General features: G+C 37.9%; 24 protein-coding genes. 11 read left to right on the forward strand and 13 right to left on the reverse strand.

The features are described 5' to 3' along the window. The first annotated feature begins 83 nt into the window (after positions 1-83). The 5 genes from BW964_RS11430 to BW964_RS11450 all read left to right on the forward strand — a co-directional run bounded on the left by BW964_RS11430 (position 84) and on the right by BW964_RS11450 (position 3,143). The gene (locus tag BW964_RS11430) at positions 84-500 is read left to right on the forward strand and encodes a RapZ C-terminal domain-containing protein (protein WP_104669447.1); all 417 of its coding nucleotides are present in this window, start codon (positions 84-86) and stop codon (positions 498-500) included. A 75-nt stretch (positions 501-575) separates the two neighbouring features. Further along, positions 576-1,289: a nucleotidyltransferase family protein gene (locus BW964_RS11435; protein ID WP_076507307.1), complete on the forward strand. Its 714-nt coding sequence runs from the start codon at positions 576-578 to the stop codon at positions 1,287-1,289. Between the two features lie 8 nt (positions 1,290-1,297). After that, on the forward strand, positions 1,298-2,050 hold the full coding sequence (locus BW964_RS11440) for an LOG family protein (protein WP_084175816.1): 753 nt from the start codon (positions 1,298-1,300) through the stop codon (positions 2,048-2,050). A gap of 58 nt (positions 2,051-2,108) precedes the next feature. Then, entirely contained in the window at positions 2,109-2,579 is a 471-nt protein-coding gene (locus tag BW964_RS11445) for a DUF6702 family protein (protein ID WP_228431998.1), read from the forward strand. A 126-nt stretch (positions 2,580-2,705) separates the two neighbouring features. Beyond that, entirely contained in the window at positions 2,706-3,143 is a 438-nt protein-coding gene (locus BW964_RS11450) for a hypothetical protein (protein WP_123911945.1), read from the forward strand. Between the two features lie 152 nt (positions 3,144-3,295). Here the strand turns inward: BW964_RS11450 and BW964_RS11455 are convergent, their stop codons facing one another. Together BW964_RS11455 and BW964_RS11460 are read right to left on the reverse strand one after the other, a co-directional pair. Beyond that, on the reverse strand, positions 3,296-4,693 hold the full coding sequence (locus tag BW964_RS11455; protein ID WP_076507313.1) for a M949_1556 family lipoprotein: 1,398 nt from the start codon (positions 4,691-4,693) through the stop codon (positions 3,296-3,298). A gap of 20 nt (positions 4,694-4,713) precedes the next feature. After that, a complete protein-coding gene (locus BW964_RS11460; protein WP_076507315.1) occupies positions 4,714-7,590 on the reverse strand; it encodes a carboxypeptidase-like regulatory domain-containing protein in 2,877 nt (958 codons plus the stop codon). Between the two features lie 246 nt (positions 7,591-7,836). On the opposite strand from BW964_RS11460, the gene BW964_RS11465 reads away from it, so the two are divergent. Together BW964_RS11465 and BW964_RS11470 are read left to right on the forward strand one after the other, a co-directional pair. After that, positions 7,837-9,024: an endonuclease/exonuclease/phosphatase family protein gene (locus BW964_RS11465; protein WP_076507317.1), complete on the forward strand. Its 1,188-nt coding sequence runs from the start codon at positions 7,837-7,839 to the stop codon at positions 9,022-9,024. 55 nt (positions 9,025-9,079) lie between these two features. Beyond that, positions 9,080-9,499, forward strand: coding sequence for a DUF6146 family protein (locus BW964_RS11470; protein WP_076507319.1), 420 nt, complete (start codon positions 9,080-9,082; stop codon positions 9,497-9,499). Between the two features lie 155 nt (positions 9,500-9,654). Here the strand turns inward: BW964_RS11470 and BW964_RS11475 are convergent, their stop codons facing one another. Both BW964_RS11475 and rho read right to left on the reverse strand, forming a co-directional pair. Continuing rightward, positions 9,655-10,251 carry a superoxide dismutase gene (locus BW964_RS11475; protein WP_076507321.1) on the reverse strand — a complete coding sequence of 199 codons (597 nt, stop codon included), beginning with the start codon at positions 10,249-10,251 and terminating at the stop codon, positions 9,655-9,657. A 313-nt stretch (positions 10,252-10,564) separates the two neighbouring features. Next, positions 10,565-12,430, reverse strand: a complete 1,866-nt coding sequence (gene rho / locus BW964_RS11480; protein WP_076507323.1) for a transcription termination factor Rho — start codon at positions 12,428-12,430, stop codon at positions 10,565-10,567. A gap of 145 nt (positions 12,431-12,575) precedes the next feature. Here rho and BW964_RS11485 point away from each other — a divergent pair, with 145 nt between their 5' ends. The 4 genes from BW964_RS11485 to BW964_RS11500 all read left to right on the forward strand — a co-directional run bounded on the left by BW964_RS11485 (position 12,576) and on the right by BW964_RS11500 (position 16,546). Further along, the gene (locus BW964_RS11485; RefSeq protein WP_073171317.1) at positions 12,576-12,965 is read left to right on the forward strand and encodes a DUF4293 domain-containing protein; all 390 of its coding nucleotides are present in this window, start codon (positions 12,576-12,578) and stop codon (positions 12,963-12,965) included. Between the two features lie 263 nt (positions 12,966-13,228). Next, positions 13,229-14,149 carry a M28 family peptidase gene (locus tag BW964_RS11490; protein ID WP_076507325.1) on the forward strand — a complete coding sequence of 307 codons (921 nt, stop codon included), beginning with the start codon at positions 13,229-13,231 and terminating at the stop codon, positions 14,147-14,149. 190 nt (positions 14,150-14,339) lie between these two features. Continuing rightward, positions 14,340-16,172, forward strand: coding sequence for an ABC transporter ATP-binding protein (locus tag BW964_RS11495; RefSeq protein WP_076507326.1), 1,833 nt, complete (start codon positions 14,340-14,342; stop codon positions 16,170-16,172). 26 nt (positions 16,173-16,198) lie between these two features. After that, positions 16,199-16,546 (forward strand): DUF1801 domain-containing protein, encoded by a 348-nt coding sequence (locus tag BW964_RS11500; protein ID WP_076507328.1) that lies wholly within the window; start codon positions 16,199-16,201, stop codon positions 16,544-16,546. Between the two features lie 53 nt (positions 16,547-16,599). Here the strand turns inward: BW964_RS11500 and BW964_RS11505 are convergent, their stop codons facing one another. From BW964_RS11505 to rsfS, 9 genes are all read right to left on the reverse strand, one after another. Then, the gene (locus BW964_RS11505) at positions 16,600-18,402 is read right to left on the reverse strand and encodes a hypothetical protein (protein ID WP_123911946.1); all 1,803 of its coding nucleotides are present in this window, start codon (positions 18,400-18,402) and stop codon (positions 16,600-16,602) included. 237 nt (positions 18,403-18,639) lie between these two features. Further along, on the reverse strand, positions 18,640-18,957 hold the full coding sequence (locus BW964_RS11510; RefSeq protein WP_076507331.1) for a transposase: 318 nt from the start codon (positions 18,955-18,957) through the stop codon (positions 18,640-18,642). A 2-nt stretch (positions 18,958-18,959) separates the two neighbouring features. Beyond that, a complete protein-coding gene (locus BW964_RS11515; protein WP_076507333.1) occupies positions 18,960-19,373 on the reverse strand; it encodes a transposase in 414 nt (137 codons plus the stop codon). Positions 19,374-19,450: 77 nt separating this feature from the next. Continuing rightward, positions 19,451-20,443, reverse strand: a complete 993-nt coding sequence (locus BW964_RS11520) for a helix-turn-helix transcriptional regulator (RefSeq protein WP_076507334.1) — start codon at positions 20,441-20,443, stop codon at positions 19,451-19,453. A gap of 419 nt (positions 20,444-20,862) precedes the next feature. Next, complete coding sequence (locus tag BW964_RS11525; RefSeq protein WP_076507336.1) at positions 20,863-21,516, reverse strand: phosphatidylserine decarboxylase family protein; 654 nt, start codon at positions 21,514-21,516, stop codon at positions 20,863-20,865. 4 nt (positions 21,517-21,520) lie between these two features. After that, complete coding sequence (locus BW964_RS11530) at positions 21,521-22,393, reverse strand: phosphatidate cytidylyltransferase (RefSeq protein ID WP_076507337.1); 873 nt, start codon at positions 22,391-22,393, stop codon at positions 21,521-21,523. Positions 22,394-22,417: 24 nt separating this feature from the next. After that, positions 22,418-22,999, reverse strand: a complete 582-nt coding sequence (locus tag BW964_RS11535) for an LUD domain-containing protein (protein WP_076507339.1) — start codon at positions 22,997-22,999, stop codon at positions 22,418-22,420. Positions 23,000-23,134: 135 nt separating this feature from the next. Continuing rightward, positions 23,135-25,150, reverse strand: coding sequence for an ATP-dependent zinc metalloprotease FtsH (ftsH, locus tag BW964_RS11540; RefSeq protein WP_076507341.1), 2,016 nt, complete (start codon positions 25,148-25,150; stop codon positions 23,135-23,137). 22 nt (positions 25,151-25,172) lie between these two features. After that, complete coding sequence (gene rsfS / locus BW964_RS11545) at positions 25,173-25,535, reverse strand: ribosome silencing factor (protein WP_034700760.1); 363 nt, start codon at positions 25,533-25,535, stop codon at positions 25,173-25,175. Positions 25,536-25,546: the final 11 nt, after the last annotated feature.

Below are 25,546 nucleotides of genomic sequence, written 5' to 3' on the forward strand. Positions count from 1 at the left end.
ATTAACAATATCAGCCTGAGCGGAGTTGAAGGCTTACTATTAAAAAAATAAAACCTTAAATGGTTCAAATAAAATATACAACAATGCTACACATCGACATCCACAGTTTTTCATACAAAAAAGGAGGAATCCCTAAAGACAATTCAGGAAATGGCGGAGGCTTCACCTTTGATTGCAGAGGAATTTTAAATCCCGGAAGAATTGAAGAATATAAAATCCAGACTGGAAATGACATCGGCGTTCAGAAATATCTTGAAACCAAAACAGAGATGCCTAAATTTCTGGAACTGGTAAAATCCATTATCTCCATTAATATAGACAACTATCTGGAAAGAGGTTTTGAAGATTTGCAGATCAGTTTTGGATGTACAGGAGGACAACACAGATCCGTCTATTCTGCTATCAAGATCGCTGAATTTATTAAAGAAAAATATCCTGAAGGCATAGAAATAAGTCTTCACCACGACGAACAGCACCAACTGAACGTGAGTAATGGGTAATGAGCAATAAGTACTATTTTATTTGTTCATCACCCCTGAAATTACTCATTACTTATCATTCATTATTTATACTCTATGAAAGCTTTAATTTTCGCTGCCGGAAAAGGCACAAGGCTGAAACCTTTTACGGATCATCACCCAAAAGCATTGGCGCAGGTAAATGGTGTCCCGCTTTTGGAAAGGAATATCAATTATCTTAAAAGCTTCGGAATAAAAGATTTTGTGATCAATATCCATCATTTTGGAAATCAGATTGTTGAATTTTTGAATAAAAACAGTAATTTCGGATGCAACATTGAAATCTCTGACGAGACCAGTGAACTGCTGGAAACCGGTGGCGGCTTGATTTTTGCTAGAAAGTTCCTCGATCACGGGGAAGATTTTCTGATCATGAACGCTGATATTTTAACGGAGATCAATATCAGTGCTCTTGTTGAATACCACAAAAAGATAAAAGATTTTGCTACTTTAGCGGTTTCCGACAGAGATAGCTCAAGAAAATTGCTTTTCAACGACGATTTGGTATTACGGGGATGGCTTAATGTACAATCGGGAGAACAGAGACTCGCGGAATTCAATAAAGGATTTAAAGCACTTGCTTTCAGTGGCGTTCACTGTATCAACCCTGCTATCTTTGAAAAAATAAAAAGAACCGGCAAATTTTCTGTTATGGAAGAATATCTGGATCTGATGCAGACTGAACATATCCACGGATTTGTGCACGACAGCATTTTGATTGATGTAGGAAGACCAGAATCCGTAATAGAAGCCGAAAAACATTTTAAATAATTTTTGCAATGGAAATGGATGGAACCAGGGATGAAAGCTTAGTAAATCCTGCACTTGATGTCAACGAAACCAAACTTCACAACAGTCTCAGACAGAAAACCTGGGATGAAACGATCACCAAGGACAGCTGGATGGTTTTCAAAGTTATGGCTGAATTTGTAGATGGCTATGAAAAGCTGGCTAAAATCGGGCCATGTGTTTCTATATTCGGTTCTGCAAGGCTGAAGCCTGAAAGCAAATATTATGAAATGGCCGTTGAAATCGCTGAAAAGATCACCAAACTGGGCTTCGGAATCATTACCGGAGGCGGACCGGGGATCATGGAAGCAGGAAATAAAGGCGCTTTTAATGCTCAGGGAAGATCCATCGGACTTAATATTGATCTGCCTTTTGAACAGCATTTCAACCCTTACATTAATAAGTCTTATTCTATGAACTTTGATTACTTTTTTGTCAGAAAAGTAATGTTTGTAAAATATTCTCAAGGTTTCGTTGTAATGCCGGGAGGTTTCGGTACATTAGACGAGCTTACCGAGGCGATGACGCTGATCCAGACCAATAAGATCGGTAAGTTTCCGATCGTTCTTGTAGGCAGTGAATTCTGGGGAGGATTGCTGGAATGGTTCAAAGCAACCCTTTTAAAAGAAGGTATGATTGCCGAAGGTGATCTTGATTTATACAGAGTGGTAGACACCGCTGATGAAGCGGTAGCCCACATCAAAGCATTCTATGATAAATATTCTGTGAATGTAAATTTTTAATTGGCATATTATTTGTGACCTATAATTAGCAAGTATGATTGTAAATCTATTAATTAAGATGAAAAAACTTTTATATATATCCGGAATTTTAACATTTTTTGTGTTAATGAGTTTTATGTATGTAGACTTTTTCTCTTCAATGACAAAAGTGGATTATATAGATGGAAGTAAAACATTGAAGTTTACCACAAAAATGAATACCAACCATATTTCTGATGCTATTAAAATCAATCCTAATACAGCAGGATTTGAAGCAGAGGTTAAAAAATATGTGAACAATAATTTTGATGTGTATATCAATGGCTCTCCAAAAACTATAACCTTCACCGGAAGTCAGGTAAGCGGAGAAACAGTATGGGTGTATTTTGAGACCGGCGGCGTGTCGGACATCAGTGCCCTGAAAATTAAGAATACGATCCTCTTAAGTGCTTTTCCTAAGCAGATCAACATTGTTAGTATTGCTTATAAAGGAAGCCAGAAAGTAATGAACTTCCAGAGAGGAAAAGAAGTAAACGAGGTTGCTTTCTAATTGGAAGAATTTAAAAATAAATAAACCACTGCGGACGCGGTGGTTTTTTTTGGTCCCATTTTCAATTAAATTACTTATTTTATCCGCTGTTAATAAAGTAACTATGTCATGAACAGAAAATTTCTAATGCCAGTAATCATAATTTGTTCAATCGGCTGGATCGCCTATTTTCTTAAATATAAAGCAATAAGGCAACCTACAGAAGTAATTCTTAAAAACTCTAAATATACTGTAGGAGAGATTACTTCCGATGATTATGGGGACAGGAGATATGCAAAAGGTAATGATTACACATTCAGATACGGCGGAGGTACCATTAGAAAAGGGCATCAGAATGGAGAATTTATTAACGGGAGAAAATATCTTGTGGTATATGATTCTACAGATATCAGGAACGGCTATTTAATATTAGATAAATTTGACATTACAGATTCTTTGGAAAAATATCATGTCCATAAAAATTACGATTATTATGATGTGGGATGGTCTTTACCCAACATCCCTTTCAAATATGACAAAAGTGATATTGAATATGAGGTAAAAATGAATCTCAGAAGTGAATAGCTTCATATTTAAAAACCATGAAAATAATCCTTTCAAGTTTGAAATCTCTGATTTACAATATATCGCAATCACCACCCATTTTAGGTTTATCAATTAAAACAAAAAAGGCCGTCTCCTAAAAGACGGCCTGTATTTAAAATATCAGATGTTGATTATTGAACCTGAATATTATCTAACTGAATTGTCGTCGTAACACCTGTAGATGCTCCCGTATACTCAAATAAGATAAATCCATTCCCCGTTAATCCGGCAGGCAGCGTGTAAGTCCCTGCAGGAGTTAATGTCCCGTAATTAACAGCTGGGGCCTGTGGAATTGTAAATGCAGACGTGATATCTGTTTTAGTGGCCGTTGTAATATCTCCAAGCGGAGTATAGTTGGTTGTGTAATATACTTTTAAAGCATTACCATTCCAGAATCCAACGTTTACGTCAAATTTCACTGTATTAGCTGCTGTAAAGTCAACAGGTACGGCAAAATACGTTAAATAATTTCCAGAACCTGAATTAGCTCCCAACTGGATATATTTATTATTGGTGAAAGTTTTTAACTGCCAGTATCTGTTTCCTAATACGGCGTCATTTACATATTTAGGATACACTTCAAGGTTGGTAGGCGTCAGTGAATAACTTTCAAAGTTTTCAAGGAATGAACCGGAATAAGCGATCTCAGTGCCTCCTTTTGGCGGCGTTGCATCTACTCTTGTCCCTGTAAAGTTGATATCAGCTAAGCTTCTGATCAACATCTGCCATGTAGTATTGTATCTGCTCACTACGAAAGTAACTGTCCCGTTTCCTTTGGGTACAAGCTCACCTCCACTTTTGAAGAATCCTGAATTTCTGATCACGGCAGAACCTCCCAATTTATCTTCAATATTTCTATCCGTATCCAATCCCTGGTTTCCGGCATCATAATCAAGATATTTTTTCTGAATCGGGAAGATCTCACCAATACCGAACTGCACATCAGATACCGTTACTAAAGTATTGATCAAATTAGCCTGTTTCGCATCATTTAATGAATTAAGTTTTGTAGGAACAAGAGTCTGGATATCCAAACCGTTTCCACCACAAACTCCTGAAACATATCTTCCAACAAGAGCCTGAGGAATTCTACCGATCGCAAAGTTTGGATCTTCAGAACCAAGCTTAATAGAACCTCTGTCAAGTCCTAAACGCAATCCTTTAGCATTAATTCTGATGTGTGCTCCTACAGGATAATCTGCAAAGTTACTTGCTTTGTCCACTTCGATCTGAAGACCTACTGTAGGATTTACCGTTTTATCCTGGAAAGAAATGGTTTTGTAGAAGTTTCCCTGAGCATCGGAAGAAACAATATATCCGTCGAAGATCTGATCTGTAGTAATTAGTTTATACCCTGTAGCAGGAGCCTGAGCTGCGAAATCTGCCATGGAAATGGTAGGCGCTTCGAATTTATTTGAACAGGCGATCGGGGGAGTTTCCCAATCATCATTCTTTACACAAGAAGACACTGCAGACAGTACACCTACTGCTACGAATGTCGTTTTGAAAAAGTTAGTGAAATTATTCATTGTTATTTTTTTATTTTTTATTAGAATCTGAATTGTAAGTTAACAAAGTACGAACGTCCCTGAGTGTACCAGTATTTCGGTCCGAAAGAAGGTGTAGCGCTGTAATAATCCGAAGCAAAATCTTTCGCTTTCGTTTCTCTCGTTTGCTCAAAGCCTCCTGTGATGAATCTCTTGTTGTTTAAGATGTTATTCACAGAAGCAGTCAATAATATGTAATACTTTCCAATCATGAATGATTTCCCTGCATTAGCATTTAAGAAAAATGCAGAAGGAAGTTGTACTGGCTTCAGCATATCACGTACTTGACCATCGGTAAGACCTATGTAAGGTGTACTTGAATATGGGTTCTGAATAAAGTTATTCGTTCTTAAAGCCGGAGCCGGATCCAGATAATTGTTATCAAAATAATTCCAGTTGGCACCTACCCACCAGTATTTCGGGTTGTTGTAACGGAACCCTAAAGAGAAAGCACGCTGAGGAGTTCCTCCTTGTTTGTAATCCTTCAGATAAGCTTTTCCGAAAGAGGTCACGCTACTTCCTGACGCATCTGACACCAGATATACTTCAGGATTATTTCTGTACGTATACTCTCCTAAACTTGCAAGTCCCTGTAAAGATAAAGTAGGTAGAACTTTCAGGTCAACCCCTAGTTCAACCCCCATATTTCTTTTCTCAACATTGGACATTACCTGAGTAACGAAAGCACTCTGTACCTGAGAAACAGATCCGTCAGGATTCGTGCTGCTCAGCTGAATTCCGTCTGCAAAGAATCGCTGAACATTCGTTTCATTTTGGGTATCAACAAGATATCCGGATGCTCTTAATTTAAGGAAAGGAGTATTGATCACATAACTTAAATCATTGGCAGTATATACCGTACTTCTGATGTTAGGATTAACAAGTGCATTAATTCTAGGATTGATAAATAAATCTTCCAGGAATGGTGCCTGATTGTACATTGCTCCGTTATACACTAGGAAGTTACGCCCGTTGATACGGTAAACAACCTGTCCTTTCAAACCGAAGTTCCAGAAATTGTAATCTTTACTTTTCCCGTAAGAATTCTCATATAAATAATGTTTGAAAAGGCCTTCTCTGTTTGAAGAAGAATATCCCGCCATAGCAGAAACAAATACATCGAAATTACCTGTAGAGAATTTCAGTCCCGGATTTACTTTTGCCTCCTGTCTTCTCAGGATGTAATTGTAAGTCATACGGTCTCCCACTCTCAACTGAACGTTAGGATCCAACGTATTGTATAATCCTGTAGAACCTGGCTTAGCCGATTCTTTAAATGGATCCACACCGATGGCATAATCACCTCCTAAAAGATCTTTCATTTCACGGTACAGCTCAGATTTATAATTCTGATAAGATACGTTCATGATAAACTTCGTACGGTCATTAAAATTGTACGTATAGTGTGTACCAGCGTTGAAAATTTTATCGTCGCTTACATCATCTACCAGATATATTTTAGAACGCTTTCCGGATATTCCGTACAGACGGGCCATTTCAGCCTGATCTGCTGCATCGTTCTTTTGGTTGTTGGCATAGATCTGCCCCCAGTTGATCTGAGTAACATTAGGATCTCCATTCTGCCAGCTTGCCAAACTTGTATTGTAAGCATCTATTAGGGTTGCATACTGTAATGGATCAGATTGAGTATTGTTGGTAGCATTATAAATAATACTGTTGATCGAATAACTTGGTAAGTTTCTGTAATACGTAGGCGAAGGATTGGTCACCCCGTTCCAGTCTAAACGTGAACCTTTATCTTTTCCAAACTGGTAAGATGCAGTCGTCCAAAGGCTGGAATTTTTATTGATTTTCCAGAAATCCTGAACCTGGAAAAGCGGCTGGAATCCTCTTCGAACTCTTTCGCTTCTCTTTTCTCCATCCTGCCATCCCCAGTAAGAGTTGTAATGCACTCCTCTGTAGTCATAGACTTCCTGAGTACTTGGACTGGCTGTAGATCTTCTGTATGGTGCACCAATCGCATTAAACGTAATGGTGTGGCTGTCGCTGAATTTCTTTTCAATACCCAGGTAAGCTCCGTAGGCATCATAGAAAGTTCCTTCCTGAATTCCTTCTTCCGCCCATCTTCTTGCTCCCATTACAGTAAATGCCCATCCTTTTTTACTCATTCCTGAGGTATATCGTAAAGATGTTCTGTTTCTGTAGTTTCTGTTGGTTAAGGATTGTGTAAACTGGAATCCTTTTCTATACTCACTTGCTTTCGTGTTCTTGTAAACCACAGAGCTGTTTCCACCAAAAGCATATTCAGATGGAGAGTGGTTGGCTGCGATTTCCGGATACCTCGTGATCTCGTTGAGTCCACCCCAGTTGCTGAAGTCAACATTACCATTATCAGATTTCACCATAGAAACACCGTTCAGCATAGACTCCCCGGTTCTTCCGTCGATCCCTCTCGGGCGGAACCAGTAAAATCCTAAATCAAACGCAGCAATTCTGCTGAATACATCCATTGATGATTGTAGCAATCCTACCGTAGAAGCTTGTCCACTGCTGTTGCTGTCATCATCATCGTTGTCTATAATCGCTAAACCTTGATCTGCGCTTGTAAGATTAGAATACAGGGTAACAATTCCCAGATCCTTTCTTTTCTCATCCGCTACGTCAAACTCCATCACTTTCGTTTCGAAGTTTGGTTTCGTAATCATAATTTGATAATGGCCCGGCTGCAGATCTACAAACTGGAAGTATCCAATTTTATCAGCCGTTACATCATTTTCACTCCCTTTAAGATCTACTTCTGCCCTTTCAACAGGCTTTCCATCAGCATCCTTAAGATACGCAAATACAGTGGTCTGCGCAAAATAGAATGAAGCTGGAAGTAAAGTAAACAAAGAGACTAATGATAGTTTTTTAATCATGAGTATATTTATTTTTTTTAATACTTTTCTTATTAGTTTTCAACAGTTTAAAAGTTGGGGGCACAAATTTAGTCAAAATTTAGAATTTCCAACTTTTTTAACATTATTTTTTCTTAACATTGCAACCTTTTATGATTCATTATATAAGAGAATTATTTTATATTGTTTTAAATTTACAAATATTTAAAATGGGTTGAATTAAAAAAAAGTAAATTTGTCGTTTAAATAATTTTAATACTCTAGAGGATGAAGAGATTTATGAGTTTTATGGCCATCGTTTTTTCGATCATGGCTTTTGCACAACAGGGGAAACTGCGAAAAGTGGCTGCTGTTGGTTTTTTGAATGTGGAAAACCTTTGGGACACTATACGTTCTGCAGATTATATTGATGGCACTAAAGACATCCGTAATCCGGCTTTTCACAGAAGCATCCCGATTGATTCTATCCAGTTTTTAGAAGCAGAAAAGTATGATGGACAATGGAGCGACGGCGCTTTAAAGGGAAAAAAAGCAGTGAGATACCAAAGTGGTTCTGAAGAATTCACCCCAAAAAGCGGCAAAAATTACAATACTAAAATTTATAAAGCCAAACTTGCCAACGAAGCTAAAGTAATTGCTGAACTTGGGACACAATATACCAAAACAGCTCCTGCAGTAGTAGGGCTTATCGAAGTAGAAAACAGACAGGTGATCGAAGATCTTATCAAACAGCCCGCACTCGCCAAATATGATTACGGAATTGTTCATTATAATTCTTATGATTATAGGGGTATTGATGTAGCTCTGATCTATCAGAAAAGAAGATTTACGGTAACCAACTCTTTAAAGAAAGAACTGAAAGTTTTCGGTGACGACGGAAAAAGAGAGTACACCAGAGATATCCTTGTCGTAACAGGCTTCCTTGATAATGAAAAAGTAGCATTCTTTATGAACCACTGGCCTTCAAGAAGAGGAGGTGAAGCCGTTTCATTACCCAAAAGAAATGCCGCTGCAGCGTTATTGAAACAGCAAATGGACAGTATCAGAACAGCAGATCCTTCCACAAAACTTTTTGCCATGGGTGACTTCAATGATGATCCCGTAAGTTCTAGTTTAAAAAATCATTTAAAAGCGGTGGCAAGCCCTAAAGACTTAAGCGAAACGACCCCTTATCTTAATTTAATGTATCCTTTATATAAGAAAGGTATCGCTTCATTAGCGTACCAGGATGCACCTAACCTGTTTGACCAGATCATTGTTTCTAAAAATCTTGTATCTGATCAGGTTACTAAAGAATACTCAGTATATAAAGCAGAAATATTTGCTCCCGCCTATCTGGTCAACAAGGAAGGAAATTACAAAGGCTATCCTTTCAGATCCTGGAACGGAGACCAGTTTACAGGAGGATACAGTGACCACTTTCCGGCATTTGTTATTCTTCAGAAAGAACCATAAAAAATCAACTTAGGCACTCATTTTGAGTGCTTATTTTTTATATCAATGTTTTATCATGAAAAATATCGTCGTTATACTCATCTTCGCATTTCTTCCTTTCAGCTGTTTTTCTCAAAACACGCCTGCGAAAGATGAAGAAAAGTCAGAAATGAAGCCGTCTAAAAATGATGATGGCGAATGGGAGCTCACCGTGATGGATACCCAGTTTGATTATTTTCTAAATGCTGTAGCCAAGCCCGTGAGCCAGTACTCGGAATCCTATCTGAAAACAAAAAACACATTTCTGGTCACTGAATGGAATTCTTATTATAATTCAGGAAAGTACAGGAATATTATAGAATCAGGAATAGATTACAACCCCAGAGAAAACTATGGGATTCAATTTGAATACAAGCTCTACCAGGTTTTTGCTTACGTAAGCTGGAAATATGGGCTGAAAATGAACGGACTTTCTCCAAGTGATGCTACGAGATAACCTGACAAACGACCGGAAGAGTGAAGATAGCAGGATAATCATTCGATTGTAAAGGTATTTTCTTTATGTTATGAAAACTTATTATACACTTTAAAATCCATAAAAAAAAGGTTCAGAATTTCTTCTGAACCTTTTACTTTTATAATCGCTGAAAATTATTTGTTGAATAATTCCTCTACTTTATCCCAGTTAACTACGCTAAAGAAAGCTGAAACATAATCAGGTCTTCTGTTTTGGTAGTTTAAATAGTAAGCATGCTCCCAAACATCTAATCCTAGAACCGGAGTTCCTTTAACGTCTGCAACAGGCATTAATGGGTTATCCTGATTGGGTGTAGAAGAAACAGATACAGATCCGTCTGCATTTTTAACCAACCATGCCCATCCTGAACCGAATCTTGTTTTAGCCACATCAGAAAAATCAGTTTTGAATTTTTCAAGACCACCGTAAGCTTCGATAGCAGCTTTTACATTCCCTACAGGCTCATTGCTTCCTCCCGGAGTTAAAATTTCCCAGAATAAAGAGTGGTTGAAGTGTCCTCCCCCATTATTTCTTACTGCTGGTTTATCAGTTCCTGTCTGGCAGATCTCTTCGATGGTTTTTCCAGCAAGTTCAGTTCCTTCGATTGCTTTATTTAAATTGTCAATATAAGCCTGGTGATGTTTTGTATAATGGATTTCCATAGTTTTTGCATCGATCGTCGGCTCTAATGCATCATATGCATATCCTAATTTTGGTAATTCAAATGACATAATTTTATTTTTAATGTTATACCCAAATTTAACCAATATTTAAGCTAATATCAAATATTGGGGATTACTTTAATAAATCTTTAACATTGATATCCTGATTTAGAATGAATTAAATTTCCACAGAGAAACGATGGGACCGGGAAGAAGATAGCTATCACAGTATAAAACACTTCTGAAAGTCAATTTGGAAAAAAAGAATATAATCTGATCATACTTAACACTATCACAATGCAGCACAAAGACTTTAATACTCCAACCATAAAAAAAGCACGGTGATCAGATCACCGTGCTTTTTATTAACAATTAAATTAATCTATTTATTCATAGACATCAGGAATTCTTCATTATTTAAAGTTCCTCTGATGTTTTTATTGACAAATTCCATCGCTTCCACAGGATTCATTTCAGAAAGATATTTTCTGAAGATCCACATTCTCTGAGAAGTCACTTCATCTAAAAGAAGATCATCTCTACGTGTGCTTGAAGATACAAGATCAATCGCAGGATAGATTCTTCTGTTGGCAATTTTTCTATCCAATTGAAGTTCCATGTTACCCGTTCCTTTGAATTCCTCAAAGATCACTTCGTCCATTTTAGAACCTGTATCGATAAGTGCTGTAGCAATGATAGTTAATGACCCACCTCCTTCAATCTTTCTGGCCGCCCCGAAAAATCTTTTCGGCTTGTGAAGCGCATTGGCATCTACCCCACCGGAAAGAACTTTTCCTGATGCCGGAGTAACGGTGTTGTATGCTCTGGCCAATCTTGTAATAGAATCCAGAAGGATCACTACATCATGTCCGCATTCTACCATTCTCTGGGCTTTTGCCAAAACAAGGTTCGCTACTTTTACGTGCTTATCTGCCGCTTCATCAAATGTAGACGCAATAACTTCAGCATTTACACTTCTTTCCATATCGGTAACTTCTTCAGGACGTTCGTCGATCAGAAGGACCATCATATATACTTCAGGATGATTGGCCGCAATAGAGTTGGCAATATCTTTAAGCAACATCGTTTTACCTGTTTTAGGCTGAGCAACGATCATGGCTCTCTGTCCTTTCCCGATTGGTGCGAAAAGATCTACAATTCTTGTGGAAAGCGTAGATCCGTTTCCGGTAAGATTAAATTTCTCTTCAGGGAAAAGCGGCGTTAAATATTCAAAGGCCACACGGTCTTTGATGAACGCAAGATCACGTCCGTTGACTTCTGTAGGTTTCAGTAATGAAAAATATTTTTCACCTTCTTTCGGAAGTCTTACAATTCCTTTAACGGTATCTCCGGTTTTCAGACCGAAATTTCTGATCTGCGCTGTAGACACATATACGTCATCCGGAGAAGAGATATAGCTGAAATCGGATGAACGAAGGAATCCGTAGTTGTCCGGAAGGATTTCTAAAACCCCTTCAATGCTTACCATCCCGTCAAAACTGAATTCTTTTCTGTGCTCAGAATGATGTTCCTCATTTCGGTCAGCATGTTGTCTGTGCTGATTTTGATTGGGGTTCTGATTCTGGTGTTGATTAGGATTTTGGCTCTGACCCTGGTTTGGGTTTTGATGCTGATTAGGGTTCTTATTTTGGTTTCCGCTGTTTTGCGGATTGTTGTGTCCTTTTTGTTGGGATCTGGCCTGAGGTTGGGAAGTAGCAGGCTTTTCTTCTGATGGAGCAGATTCCTGAGGTTCTGCATTTTTAGGAGCTTCAGCTCTTTCTTGTGGAGTTTCCGTATTGCCGGTGTTGGCAACCACTCTTTTTCTTTTTTTCTTAGCCTGGGCTGAGTTGTTTTCTTCAGGAACGGAAACTGTTTCAGTTTTGGGTTCTTCCGGCTTTATTTCTTCAGCAACTGGTACCTTTTCCTCTACTTTTGTTTCTTCAGCCTGGGGTTTCGCTTCTGCCGGTGCTGTTACTTCTGCTTTCGGCTTGGCAGGTTGTCTTTTAGGCGCTGCTTTTTTTACAGGAGCCTTAGCAGGTTTATCTGCCGGTTTTTCTTCAGTATCCATGCTGGTTTCTGTGGCGTTGAAATAATCTTTTGCAACTTTAGGGTTAGAAGCCTGAAAGTCAAGAACGGCAAAGATCTTATCATTATCATTGCTATTTCTAGCAACTTTAACGCCTAAATCTTTTAAGATTTTAGTCAGTTCCGTTACGGATTTTGACCTTAACGTTTCTATGTTAAACATACTTAATGTAAAAATGTAATTAATTGTGAGTAAGAAAAGTAAGTCCGGTGACTTTTGTTTTCAAGTACATATGTATAATGCAAATCTACACTAATTTTTGAATTGTGCAAAATTTATGTTATTTTTGCCAGGTATTTAATAATCAATGTTACAGAGAATACAGACTATATGGACCCTGCTGGCCGTTTTAGCCGCAGTTTCCCTTTTCGTTACAGGACAGGATGTTGACGTTTTTGGCAATATTCCGGTGATAGATATAAGCTGTATTGCCCTTGTTTTGGCAGGTGCATTAAGTATTTTCAGCTTTAAAAACAGAAAAAGACAAATTTTGCTGAATACGTTCAGCATCATTATAAACGTTTTGTTGATTGGTGTATTGGCGTACTGGTTACTAAACTTATCCGGAGGAATTCAGATTCCTGAGAAGGGTATTGAGCCGGTTTTCCCATTGATCGCGGTCATTTGTCTGCTTATAGCAAACGTATTGATCCGCAGAGATGAGAGGCTCGTAAAATCTGTAGACCGACTTCGATAGCCTTACAACGATTTTTTGAGTGAGAACAGTTCCGAAAGGAGCTGTTTTTTTTATCTCATACTCTGACAATTTATGGGTTTGTAAACTCAGTGATTTTAAACATTAAGTTTGAATCAGGTTTTAAGACTATCAGGTTTCGCTTCGCCCAAAAACATAGGATTTTATTAATTATACTTAATCAAATGCAAGCTCGTCTGATTAATTTATACCATATCATGCAACATTTCCGTTAAGAGTACGACTGATCTTACTAAATTAAAAAAATGAAAAAACTAACCTACCTTGCCTTATCGTTCTTTTCTGTATGTACTTTTGCACAGGAAGTTTCAAAGGACAGAGTAAAGACAATCCTTTCAACCCTGGCTTCAGACGAAATGAAAGGCCGTGAAATTGGAACCCCTGAAAATGACAAAGCAGCCGAATACATCGCAAAGTTATTTAAGGAAAACAATCTTGAATACTGCACAGGAAACTCTTACCTGATTCCTTTTGAATATGAAGGTAAAAAGGTTTATAATGTATGTGGCATCAAAAAAGGAAAAACGGATAAATATCTTGGATTCTCGGGACACTTCGACCATATTGGGATGAGTGACAAAACCGGAGACAATATTTACAACGGCGCAGATGATGATGCAAGTGGAATTGCCACTTTAGCAGGTATTGCTGATTATTTCAAAAATAAAAAACCGGAATTCTCCATGGTTTTCATGGCTTTCAATGGGGAAGAAAAAGGAATGCTTGGTTCAAGGGCTATTTCTACAGATGCCAGTTTAGATAAGGTATATCATAATATGACGGCACTTTTCAATTTCGAAATGGTAGCGACAGAATCTCAGTTCGGAAAGAATGCCCTTTTTATGACCGGTGATGAGTTTTCTGATTTTGATGAACTTTTCAATAAATATGCAGCGAATGGTCTAAAGATAAATCCTGATCCTTATGCAGCACAAAAATTATTTTACAGATCAGATAATGTAAGTTTTGTGAAGAAAAAGATCATCGCTCACTCATTTTCTACCGTTGATATGACAAAAGCCTCTCATTACCATAATGAAAGTGATGATGTAAGTGTTGTGGATTTTGATAATTTAACGGGAATCATCAATAATGTTGGAAAAACTCTTGAAAAATTAAATCCTCAGAATTTTGCTCCGAAATACAATGACAAAGTAAAATTTTAAATCATTGTCATCATAAAAAACCGCCGAAATGGCGGTTTTTTTCATCCGTATCCTATTTTTAACTCTAAAAAACCAAACAGGCATTTGTAACAAAACCATTCAAATTGGAACATATTAATTAAAGTAAAACAGGATTAAGAACGTCTATTCCTTTAATTTTACGTAATTTTGCTATCCAATTTTTCATTGAATGAAACCATTACAAAGAATACTTTATTTCGCGAAACCGCACCAAAAATATCTTTTTGGAAGTATGTTTTTCAACATACTCTACTCCCTACTCAATATCCTGTCTGTAGGAACCATGCTGCCTATTTTGGGGCTGATGTTCGGGACTATTGAAAAACAGGGAAGAGAGCCGATATGGAACGGGGAGCTTGGCACCTATTTTAATTATATAAAAGATAAGGCGTACTATTTTGTACAGATACAAATTGATCAGCACGGTGCCGTTCAGGTGCTTGCCGTACTATGTGCTATCACAGGGGTTTCATTTTTATTACGAAATATTTTCAGGTATATCGGGTCTTTTTTATTGGTGAATTACCGTGTGGGGATTACCAAAGATCTGCGTACTGCGATGTACAATAAATTTCTTCAGCTTCCGGTTTCTTTTTTTACGGAACAGAGAAAGGGAGATATGATGTCCAGAATTTCCAATGACATCGGAGGTGTAGAAGGAGGAATTATGGGGGTATTGGTAGATATTATCAATGCTCCGTTCATGATTATTTCTTCATTGATCGCCTTATTTTTATTATCTCCTCAGCTAACCCTTTTTTCACTGGTCGTTTTTCCTGTTATGGGATTGCTGATCTCATGGACGGGCAAAAGCTTGAAAAAACAAGCTCATTATGCTCAGGCTGAACTTGGAAATCTTTTTTCACTGGTAGACGAAACTTTAAAATCGTCTAAAGTGATCAAGATCTTTAATGCAGATAAGATTCTTAAAAACAGGTTTAACGAAACAACCACCAACTGGCAGAATTTTGCGATAGATATGAGCAGAAAAAGAGAATTAGCCTCTCCTATGAGCGAATTCCTTGGTTCTATCACGATCCTTATCATCACCTGGTATGCCGGAACACAAATCCTAGAAGATCAGACCATGAAACCACAGGCTTTCCTTGTTTTCATCGGGATGTTTTTCCAGATTCTTGATCCTGCTAAAAAACTTTCCAGTGCCATCTCTTCTATTCAGGGAGGTATGGCAAGTTTAGAAAGAGTAGCGGAAGTTCTTGACTATGATTTAAAAGTAGAAGAAATTGCAGAGCCGGTTTCTATCTCTACATTGAAAAACCAGATTGAATTCAAAAACATTGGATTCTATTATGATAAAGACAATGTTATCCTTAAAAATTTCTCACTGATCATTCCGAAAGGAAAGACCATCGCTCTTGTAGGACAGAGTGGAAGTGGAAAAACCACTATCGCCAACCTTTTAGCAAGGTTCTATGATGTGAATGAGGGACAAATTTTAATCGATGGCGTAGATATCAAACATTTAAAACTGAAAGAATACCGCCAGCTTCTGGGAATGGTAACGCAGGAATCTGTTTTATTCAATGATTCTGTGTATAATAATATCCTGATGGGTAAGCCTGAGGCAACCAAAGAAGAAGTGGTGGAAGCATCAAAAATTGCCAACGCTGATTCTTTCATTTCCAGTCTTCCCGATGGTTATGACTCTAATATTGGTGATGACGGAAATAAACTTTCCGGAGGTCAGAAGCAGAGAGTTTCTATCGCCAGAGCCGTATTGAAAAATCCGCCGGTTATGATCCTGGATGAAGCTACTTCTGCCCTGGATACCGAGTCTGAAAGATTTGTTCAGGATGCTTTGGATAAAATGATGGAAAACAGAACATCTCTTGTTATTGCCCACAGATTGTCAACCATACAGAAAGCAGACTGGATTGTGGTCATGGAGAAAGGAATTGTAGTGGAACAAGGAACACACCACGACCTGATCGCTAAAAAAGGAATGTACCACAAACTCGTGGAACTTCAGAACTTTGACTAATCATTTGATGAATTAAATTCAATTCAATGAATCCTATACAAGAGTACTTCTACAGAATCGACGAGCCTGAAAGAAGTACTCTTTTGTTTTTACGCCAAAAGATTCTGGAATCTGATACGAAGCACATTACTGAAACATTAAGTTTCGGACTCCCTTTCTTTAAGTATAAAAAGAAAATGTTGTGTTACCTCTATTACAGCAAAAAGTACAAACAGCATTATGTAAGTTTTTATCATGGAGACAGGCTTGAGCATCCTTTGCTGATCCAGGACGGGAGAAAGAAGTTTAAAATACTTTTGATCGACATGGAAGAAGATCTCCCCGTAGACCTTATCATAAACCTTACAGAAGAAGTAAAGAAGTATATAAAATAAAACTGCGGCATGTTATTTACCATGCCGCAGTCATCTTTAAAAACTATTTTCCATTATTGGGTGTTAATTCCGCTGAATTCTGCCTGTTTAACGGCCCACGCAATTGTATTCGCAAATAGTATAGAATTCTGTACCTGCATTCCTCCTGTAGCATACCCGTTTCCGGCATATCCGTATGCTGCTTTCTGCACCGGAAAATATCCTCCTGAACTTGGGGCTACGAAAGGCTCGATGGTGTTGCTTGAATAAGGATTTCCATTTGCATTTTCATTACTTAAGAAACCTCCGTCTCCAAACCATACAAAGTTAAGGCTGCTACTTCTCAATCCGGAAATCCCTGTTCTTGCCGTAGTGCTGTTAATAGGCTGCGCATAACTGTAAGGGATAAATCCGCTTGTAAGACCTGAAATATTGACAGTAGTAGAAGCATCCTCCCCCCAATTCTTCCCTCTTACATCTCCAAAAGGACCATTTAAAACCGGATCATCTGTGTTGACAAGAGCATATACCGATCCTGCCCCTCCTCCATAAGACGATGAAATGGTAGGATCTGAAAATATTCCTCTGAATAAGTTCTGTGCAGTTCCTGTATCATCAGTCAAAGCAATGACGATCCCTTTTTTATTCAGGTATGATGCAATATATCCGGCGTCGGTAGCATTCGGTGTATAACTATATCCGATGATCACTATATCCGGCTTATTGTTCAGAGCTGCCTGAAGTGCTGCTGAAGATGGAGAGTTTCCTAAAGATATATGGGTAAAACCTTCATATTTTACGATGCTTGAAGCGGCAGTTCCAAAATTGGTAGGAGAATCCATCAGACTTCTTGAAGGTCCTGTAAAGGCACTGTATCCGTACGCTGTTTCCAGACCTATGTGAAGAACGGTCTTCTTGGGAATCACCACAATAACGTTTACGTTACATGTTGTCGACACGCCTCCCTGGCTGTCAGAAGTGATGGTGATTGTTTTTACTGTTGTAGACGATGGTGTTCCTGTTCCACTTAAAGTAACATTCTGGCTTCCTGTCGCAGTAAATGTTCCTGAACCTCTGAATGAAATTCCATCTACAGTATTGGTCGTAATGGTATAACTTCCCAGTGTAGACACATTGACCGGCAATGTAATCGTGTTGGAAGAATTAAGGGCTGTTCCTACTTTGTATACGCCATTAACGGTAGCACTTCCACAGCTCATGGTATAGGTCCCGGCAGGGCTGAGAACATTTATAGAGACTGCAGGTGTACAGGTCACATCAGTTCCGTTAGCCGTCAGTGACACATCATCGGTCTGAATATTCAGAGGAGTTCCCTGTCCTGCAATTTGAATGGTTTGTACTCCTGTATTGAGAAAAGTGCCTGTTCCATAGAAGCTATAGCCGTTTGGAGTCGTCCCGGAGATGGTATAATTTCCAGCTTTAGTTACATTGACAGCCATACTCAGGTAGTTTGAAGTGGTTAATTCCCTTCCTTTGACATAAGTTCCCATCGCTTTGGTATTGGAACAGTCAACGGTGAACAATGCTTTTCCCAACTGTCCGCAGACACTTTTCCATTCATCGTCAGCAAAACTCCAGTAGTTAAAGCAGTCTTCTGTAGTATTGTAAATGGTAAGACCATCGTCCTTAGGCTTATTAATAACGATGGCGTCTCTCTGGCTTTCAGTGAGGCGAGGAATGAGCACTCCTTTATTGTTACCTCCTGAGACCACATCTAAAACAGAATTGGCATTGGGTGAAGAAGTATTGATCCCTACTGCACCATTATTAGTCTGAGAATAGAATTGTCCAAAAACTAAAAGCAGAGCCAGAAGCAAAACTTTGAGTTTTGACGTTGTAGAATTTGTTTTCATCATTTTCGAAATAATTATGTTTTTGTTATGTTTTATCATGACTTTTTAGTCACCGCAAAATTACCATACAAAACTATTTTCTCCCTAAAAAAACACTACGCAATACTACGCGCGCGTAGTAAAACTCACAATATATCAGCACTTTAAAAAAAATACAGCCTAAAAAACCGGAAATATCCCACAATCTATTTCCCAGCTTCAAAATGAAGAAAGGATGTCAAAAAAAGCCCGCAAAAAAAATTATAACTTGAAAAAACACTTCCATCTTGCAATGGTATTTCTACTTATCTTGAAATGGCTGCCCGTTTCCGTATTGGTCAGCCTGTTTTTTCTCTGGTATTCAAGAATGTCACGAATTGATCGTTCATCGTAGGAACGGAGTCTTTGGCTTTTAGACAAAACGGTATTTTCCGGCTGGCCAAAGACGAGTATATTAAATTTTAAAACATCAACTGCCGTATGCAGAGTATTCAGCTTACTCCGAATGACAGGATTATTTATTTTATCAGGAAATTTTTCATTGATGATATCGGTATAAATCAGTTTGAAATCCGGCATATCTATACTTTCTTAATCCATTTATACAGGGTTGTTTTAGGAATCTTATATCTTATGATCACTTCGGAGACCGTCATTTGACGGGTAATAATCTTATCGATAATAAACTCTTTAACTTCCTCGGTGTAAATACTTTTCCTGAATTCAAGCTGAGAATTCTTTATTTTAACGGTGTTGTTGGTTTTGGATGGAGGTGCGTACAAAATAAGATGACCCGTGTAAATTCTGAAAAAATCATAGCGCAGAAGTTTGCTCCACCGCAGTAAATAGTGGGTATCCATGTATTCAAGCTCATACATAGCATCTATTTCATTTTCGGAACAGTTTAAAAAGTTCATGATTCTTTCAGCAGGTATCCTGAGCTCTTCTACTTTTGCTTTCACTAAACTTCCGATATGTATTTCTTTTAAATTCATACAATCGCAAAAATAGCAACAACATCAGAAAATTAATGTACGTCCTTATACGTAATACTACGCACTTGCGTAAATATTTAGATTCTAAGGATGAAACTGTTAATATTTGTATCAGAAGGAATATTTAGCTTCTTCCGGATTCTGTATTTTTTACTTTCAACGGCTCTTATACTGCTCTTTGTACACTGGGCTATTTTTTTAGTATCAAAATCAATTTTCATCAGGGCACAGAGGTACAGTTCTGAATCGATAAGATTGGGATTATTGGCTACTATTGCCGGAATAAAATGTGGAAAAAAAAACTGAAATTTGTCAAAAAACAGCGGAGAATTGGTTTCAGCAAGATGATAGATTTCGCTAATGTTTTCCTCTGTAAGATCATTGATGAGCATCTGTTGCTTGAGGAGTTCAGTATTGGTTTTCTGAAGATCCTCTATGGTAGAATCCTTCACTCTGGTATCTTCAATAAGTCCGTAAATCAGATCATCTTTCTGGGTGACAAATGAAATATCAATCACAAATGATATAATGGAAAACAATATGTTGAGAAGTCTCACAGTCGTAAAGTCTTCCTGCCGGAAAAATTTGCTTTTAGGTATAAAATCGAAATCAAAATATAAACAGGCTACAAAGTTGATGCTGATTACCAAAGCCAGAAAAAGAATTAAATAAAAATCTTCTTTATAATTGAAAAAGAAAGGAATCGCAAAGAGAAGAGAAAAATAAAAATATTCCACCCCGGCATTCTTATACGTATAGATGTGAAAAAAACTTACAATAAATATTAACAGCACAAAAACAAAGATAACACTTGATTTAAGTGCACTTTTGAAGCGGTTGGTCTTTCCTTTAACCGCCATGAGGTATAGCCAGAAAAGAGTAATAATAGTGAGAAATGTTGAGATTAACGCGTCCCCGAAAAAGATCACGATAAATACCGAGTAAAATAAGAATAATAGAAAAAGAAAGAGAAGATATTTATTGATAAGGTTCAGATAATTGCGTTCGTCCTTATCGTGCATTTTTTCTGCCTCATCACCTATTATTTTAAAGAAAAATTTAAAAATCATCGTATCCTGTTTTATGTTTTTTTAAGATAATGCCCAGGTTGCTTTTTGTACAATCGGGATCTTCTGACTCATATTAATGTACATCAGATTAAACAGAAGGGGCAGAACATGGGAATTTGTCTGCTATCCTTTGCGGATGAGGATCGTGAAGAGGTGTGTTTTTTTTGATAAGATATTAAGCCGGTCTACGGTCTAATAAATTCGTATAATTTTTCAGCATATTTACAAAAAAAAATTATGTCAACTATAAGGTCATCGTATTAATTAAAAAAATTACTATGCTTCGAATACAATAATAAAAACATACCTCCTGTTTACCATTATCCGACAATGATAAAAATAGTTCTTTTTTGAATTTTTTTAAACAAAAAAAGGAGAAAAATGAATTTCTCCTTTGCTTATTTCGATTATATTCTGAATTAATCTTTCATTCTTGCGATCACATCCAGACCTCCTTTTGTAATGTCCCCGATCTTACAGATGATTTCTGTATCCAACGGCAGGAAAACGTCCATTCTCGAGCCAAATTTAATAAATCCAAACTCATGGCCCGCTTTTGCCTGATCACCTTCATTACAATAGAAAACAATCCTTCTGGCTACATATCCTGCAATCTGTCTGAATACCACTTCATGATTGGTAGGGGTTTTAATCGCTACAGTGGTTCTCTCGTTTTCAGTAGATGATTTCTCATGCCATGCCACCAGATATTTACCCGGATGATATTTTTTATAGATCACATCTCCGGAAACCGGATATCTGCAGATGTGAACATTCAGAGGTGACATGAAGATCGAAACCTGAATGGCTTTTCCTTTCAGAAATTCAGTTTCATCCACTTCCTTGATCATTACTACTTTCCCGTCTACAGGAGCAATAACGTTTTCTCTGTGTTCCAAAATATCACGTAAAGGAACCCTGAAGAACCAAAACACTAAACTGTAAATAACCAATAATGGCATAATGATCAGTAACGACCACATTTTAAGAAAATAAATAGCCAGCACACTGATGATGATAAACAGTATCGTTGCTACGGTAATCGTTCCTTTTGACTCCTTATGTAGTTTCATGAGATTAAATAAATTTTTCTAAAATAAAGTACAAATATACGACAGGAACGCAAATTAAAAAACTGTCCAGCCTATCAAGTACTCCTCCATGCCCCGGAATGATGTTTCCGCTGTCTTTTACCCCGAAATTTCTTTTCAGCTGGCTTTCCACAAGATCTCCCAACGGAGCAAATGCTGCTACCAGAAATCCTACGATCATCCAGTTCCCACGGAGTTCAGGCTGATAGTGCTCTACAAAGTAGGATAAAACCAGTGTCAAGGCAACTCCCCCTGCATACCCTTCCCAGGTCTTCTTTGGAGAGATTTTAGGAGCCATTTTATGTTTCCCGAAAAACTTGCCGGTAAGATAAGCAAAAGTGTCACTGCTCCAGATCAGGATAAACAGGAAAAGAACTTCCAAAGAGAACGTTCCTTCAAAACTCGAAAATTTAGGTAAACCTAAGGCAAAGCTGAAAGGCAACGCAACGTAAATAACGGTAAATATTAGCTTTCCGCTGTCGTAATATAATTCGTTGGGATATTTGAATAAAGTAACCACAGCAATAGCGATCAGAGAAATAGCGAGTATTTCATTCAGTCTGAAGTCGAAGAAGAAGTCGTGGTGGAAATATCTTTTGGAGAAAACATAAAAAATAAAAATTACCAATGGGAGCACGATCCATTTTTCATACCCTTTCCCGAACTTCATGATCTTAATGCACTCCCAGGTCCCTACAAGTAACAAAAGGCTTATCAGCGAGAAGTAAAGATATTCCTGCCTGATAAGGTCCGGATGAATTTTGTTGATCAGCTGGGAACCCAGCGGTGTGGTGCAAAGAATGATAACGGCAACGTAAACAAGTCCGGAAATGGTTCTTTGAATAAGGTTTTTGTCCAAAATGTAAAATTTATAAGTTGATGCTTAATCTTCAAGCAGCAATAAAAACAGCTTTGTATTCGTATGAGAAGAAGAATCCAAACTTGACTGGCCTCCACTTATGGAAGTAAGATTTTTGATATTCCCGTTTCTTTTTATTTTTCCCATTGCATCGTTAAGGTTGTTCACAATCTGTGAAACATTGGCCATGATAATGATTTTATCCGGTAGCCTTGAGGAATGATAATGCAGAATATTGTTATGCGAAAGCATAATTCTTCCATCATAGGCAATAAGATATTCACAGGTAATAAAGGCAGCATCACTGGAATGCTCCATTTCTGAAGTATAAGGTACTTTCACTACATTCAAAAAGCTCTGAAGCTCTTTATCCCAGCAGAAAATATTACCAATTCCTTCTATTTTGACAATTTGATTTAAGGTCTGCAGAGCCTCTGCTTCATCTGCACAATAATTGAAAAATCCTCCTGAATGCGTAAACAATTGCGCAAACTTATAGTCAAGATCCGCATTTTTCAGCGAGTCCCCGAGTTTTTCCAGGCTCTGTTTTTCTTCTTCCTGAGGCTGGTTGGTAAGTTTGCTTACAATCCTTTTGAATAAATTCAATTTAATCTATTTTTAGTCACGTTATACAAAAATAGAAAATAAATTACAATAGATTCTAAAAATGTGCCTTTAAATATGAAAAAACCTGACAATTCTAAGACTGTCAGGTTTTTTTTATTCTATTTTGGAAGTATTTTAAAGTTGAGTCGGGCTTTCGGGAGCCTGAATTTCACTTTCTTCTTCCTTGTCTTTAATAAGGATCTGCTCATCCGGTTCTTTTGCCGTAGAGATCGTACTGGTCACAGGTCTTTCTGTTAACTCAGGATCCCAGGCTCTTTTACCAAATATATCTTCAAGATCTTCACGGAATATCACTTCTTTTTCCAGAAGCTTATTGGCTAAAGCATCAAGTTTATCTTTATTTTCAGTAAGAATCTGAACTGCTCTCTCGTATTGATTTTCGATAATTGACTTAATCTCAACATCAATCTTATTAGCGGTTGCCTCTGAGTATGGCTTTCCGAAATTATATTCAGACTGGCCTGAGCTGTCATAATAAGAAATATTACCAATAGTAGGGCTCAGACCGTAAACAGTAACCATAGCCTGCGCTCTCTTCGTTACTGATTCAAGATCAGATAATGCTCCGGTTGAAATATTGTTAAAGATAACCTGCTCTGCGGCTCTACCTCCTAAAGTTGCACACAATTCATCCAGCATCTGTTCTGTAGTGGTCAACTGTCTTTCTTCCGGAAGGTACCATGCTGCTCCTAAAGAACGTCCTCTTGGAACGATCGTCACTTTTAAAAGTGGTGCTGCATGTTCTACCAACCATGAGATCGTAGCGTGACCTGCTTCATGATAAGCAACTCTTCTTTTTTCAGAAGGTTTGATGGCCATATTTTTCTTTTCAAGACCTCCGATGATTCTGTCTACCGCATCAAGGAAATCCTGTTTGGTTACTGAAGTATGGCTGTTTCTAGCTGCAATCAATGCTGCTTCGTTACAAACGTTAGCGATATCAGCCCCACTGAATCCAGGAGTTTGTTTCGCTAAGAAGTCTCTGTCCACTGTATCGTCTAATTTGATTTTCAGCAAGTGAACATCAAAAATCTCTCTTCTTTCATGCAATTCCGGAAGGTCTACATAAATGGAACGGTCAAAACGTCCGGCTCTCATTAAAGCTTTATCCAAGATATCAGCTCTGTTGGTAGCAGCCATTACAATGACGTTTACATCTGTTCCGAAACCATCCATTTCTGTAAGAAGCTGGTTCAATGTATTTTCTCTTTCGTCGTTTCCACCGGAGAAGTTATTCTTTCCTCTGGCACGTCCGATAGCATCTATCTCATCAATAAAGATAATCGCAGGAGATTTAGCTTTTGCCTGAGCAAAAAGGTCTCTAACTCTTGAAGCACCTACTCCAACGAACATTTCTACGAAATCTGAACCTGAAAGGGAGAAGAACGGTACTTTAGCTTCCCCTGCAACAGCTTTAGCCAATAACGTTTTACCAGTTCCCGGAGGGCCTACCAAGAGGACCCCTTTAGGAATCTTACCTCCCAGTTTGGTATATTTTTCAGAATTTTTAAGGAAATCTACCACTTCCTGTACCTCTTCTTTAGCACCTTCAAGACCTGCAACATCTTTAAATGTCACCTGAATTCTTTCTTTTTCGTCAAAAAGCTTGGCTTTTGATTTTCCGATTGAGAAAATCTGTCCGCCAGGTCCTCCGCCACCGCCCATCTTTCTGAAAAGAAGGAAGTAGAAAAGTCCTAAGATCGCGATCCATATCAATGCTGAAACCAAGATATCCATGAACGGGTTTTTACCTGCCCCGTAGTCTTTGGTGGTCTTGATATTCGCATCGGTAGCTTTTATCTGATCAAATTTTTGAAGGAAAAGCTGAAGATCTCCATATTTCACAGAAAAATCTGCTTTTGGAGCCATTTCGAACGCAGAAAGAGGGTTGCTTGGATTGGCCGTTTTACTGACCATCGCTGTCTTAGCTGCTTTTGTCAGGAAAACATCAGCTTTCTCTGTATCTTTGTATATTATAACGTTTTGGACCTTTCCTGCCTGCATTTCCCTGAAGAAAGCATCCTCATCAATAGATTTTGCACTGTCGCCTCCTAAAAAATTGGAACCGAAAAATAACAAAAGAGCCACGATTGCAATTGGAAAAAACCAGTTGAATCCTTTATTGTTCATTTATACTTTTTAAAATTTAAAATTAATTTTCAATTTTGGTAATAGCTGCATCTCCCCAAAGTTCTTCAATATCATAGTACTCCCGTACTTCTTTTTGGAAAATATGCACCACCACCGTTACGTAATCTACCAAAACCCACATTGAGTTTTCGGTACCTTCTACATGCCAAGGCCTATCTTTAAGATCGTTTCTTACCTTTTTCTCCACACTTCCTGCTAATGCAGAAACCTGAGTATTTGAGTTTCCGCTACAAATTATAAAAGTTTCCGCTACAGAGTTTTCAATCTTCGAAAGATCGAAAATCATAATATCTTCCCCCTTTACATCCTGGATGGCTTCAACAATTTTATCTATTAGTGCCTGCTTTTCTGCTGTTTTATTCATTAAAATATCTA

This window comes from Chryseobacterium shigense (genome assembly GCF_900156575.1).
GTDB lineage: Bacteria > Bacteroidota > Bacteroidia > Flavobacteriales > Weeksellaceae > Chryseobacterium > Chryseobacterium shigense.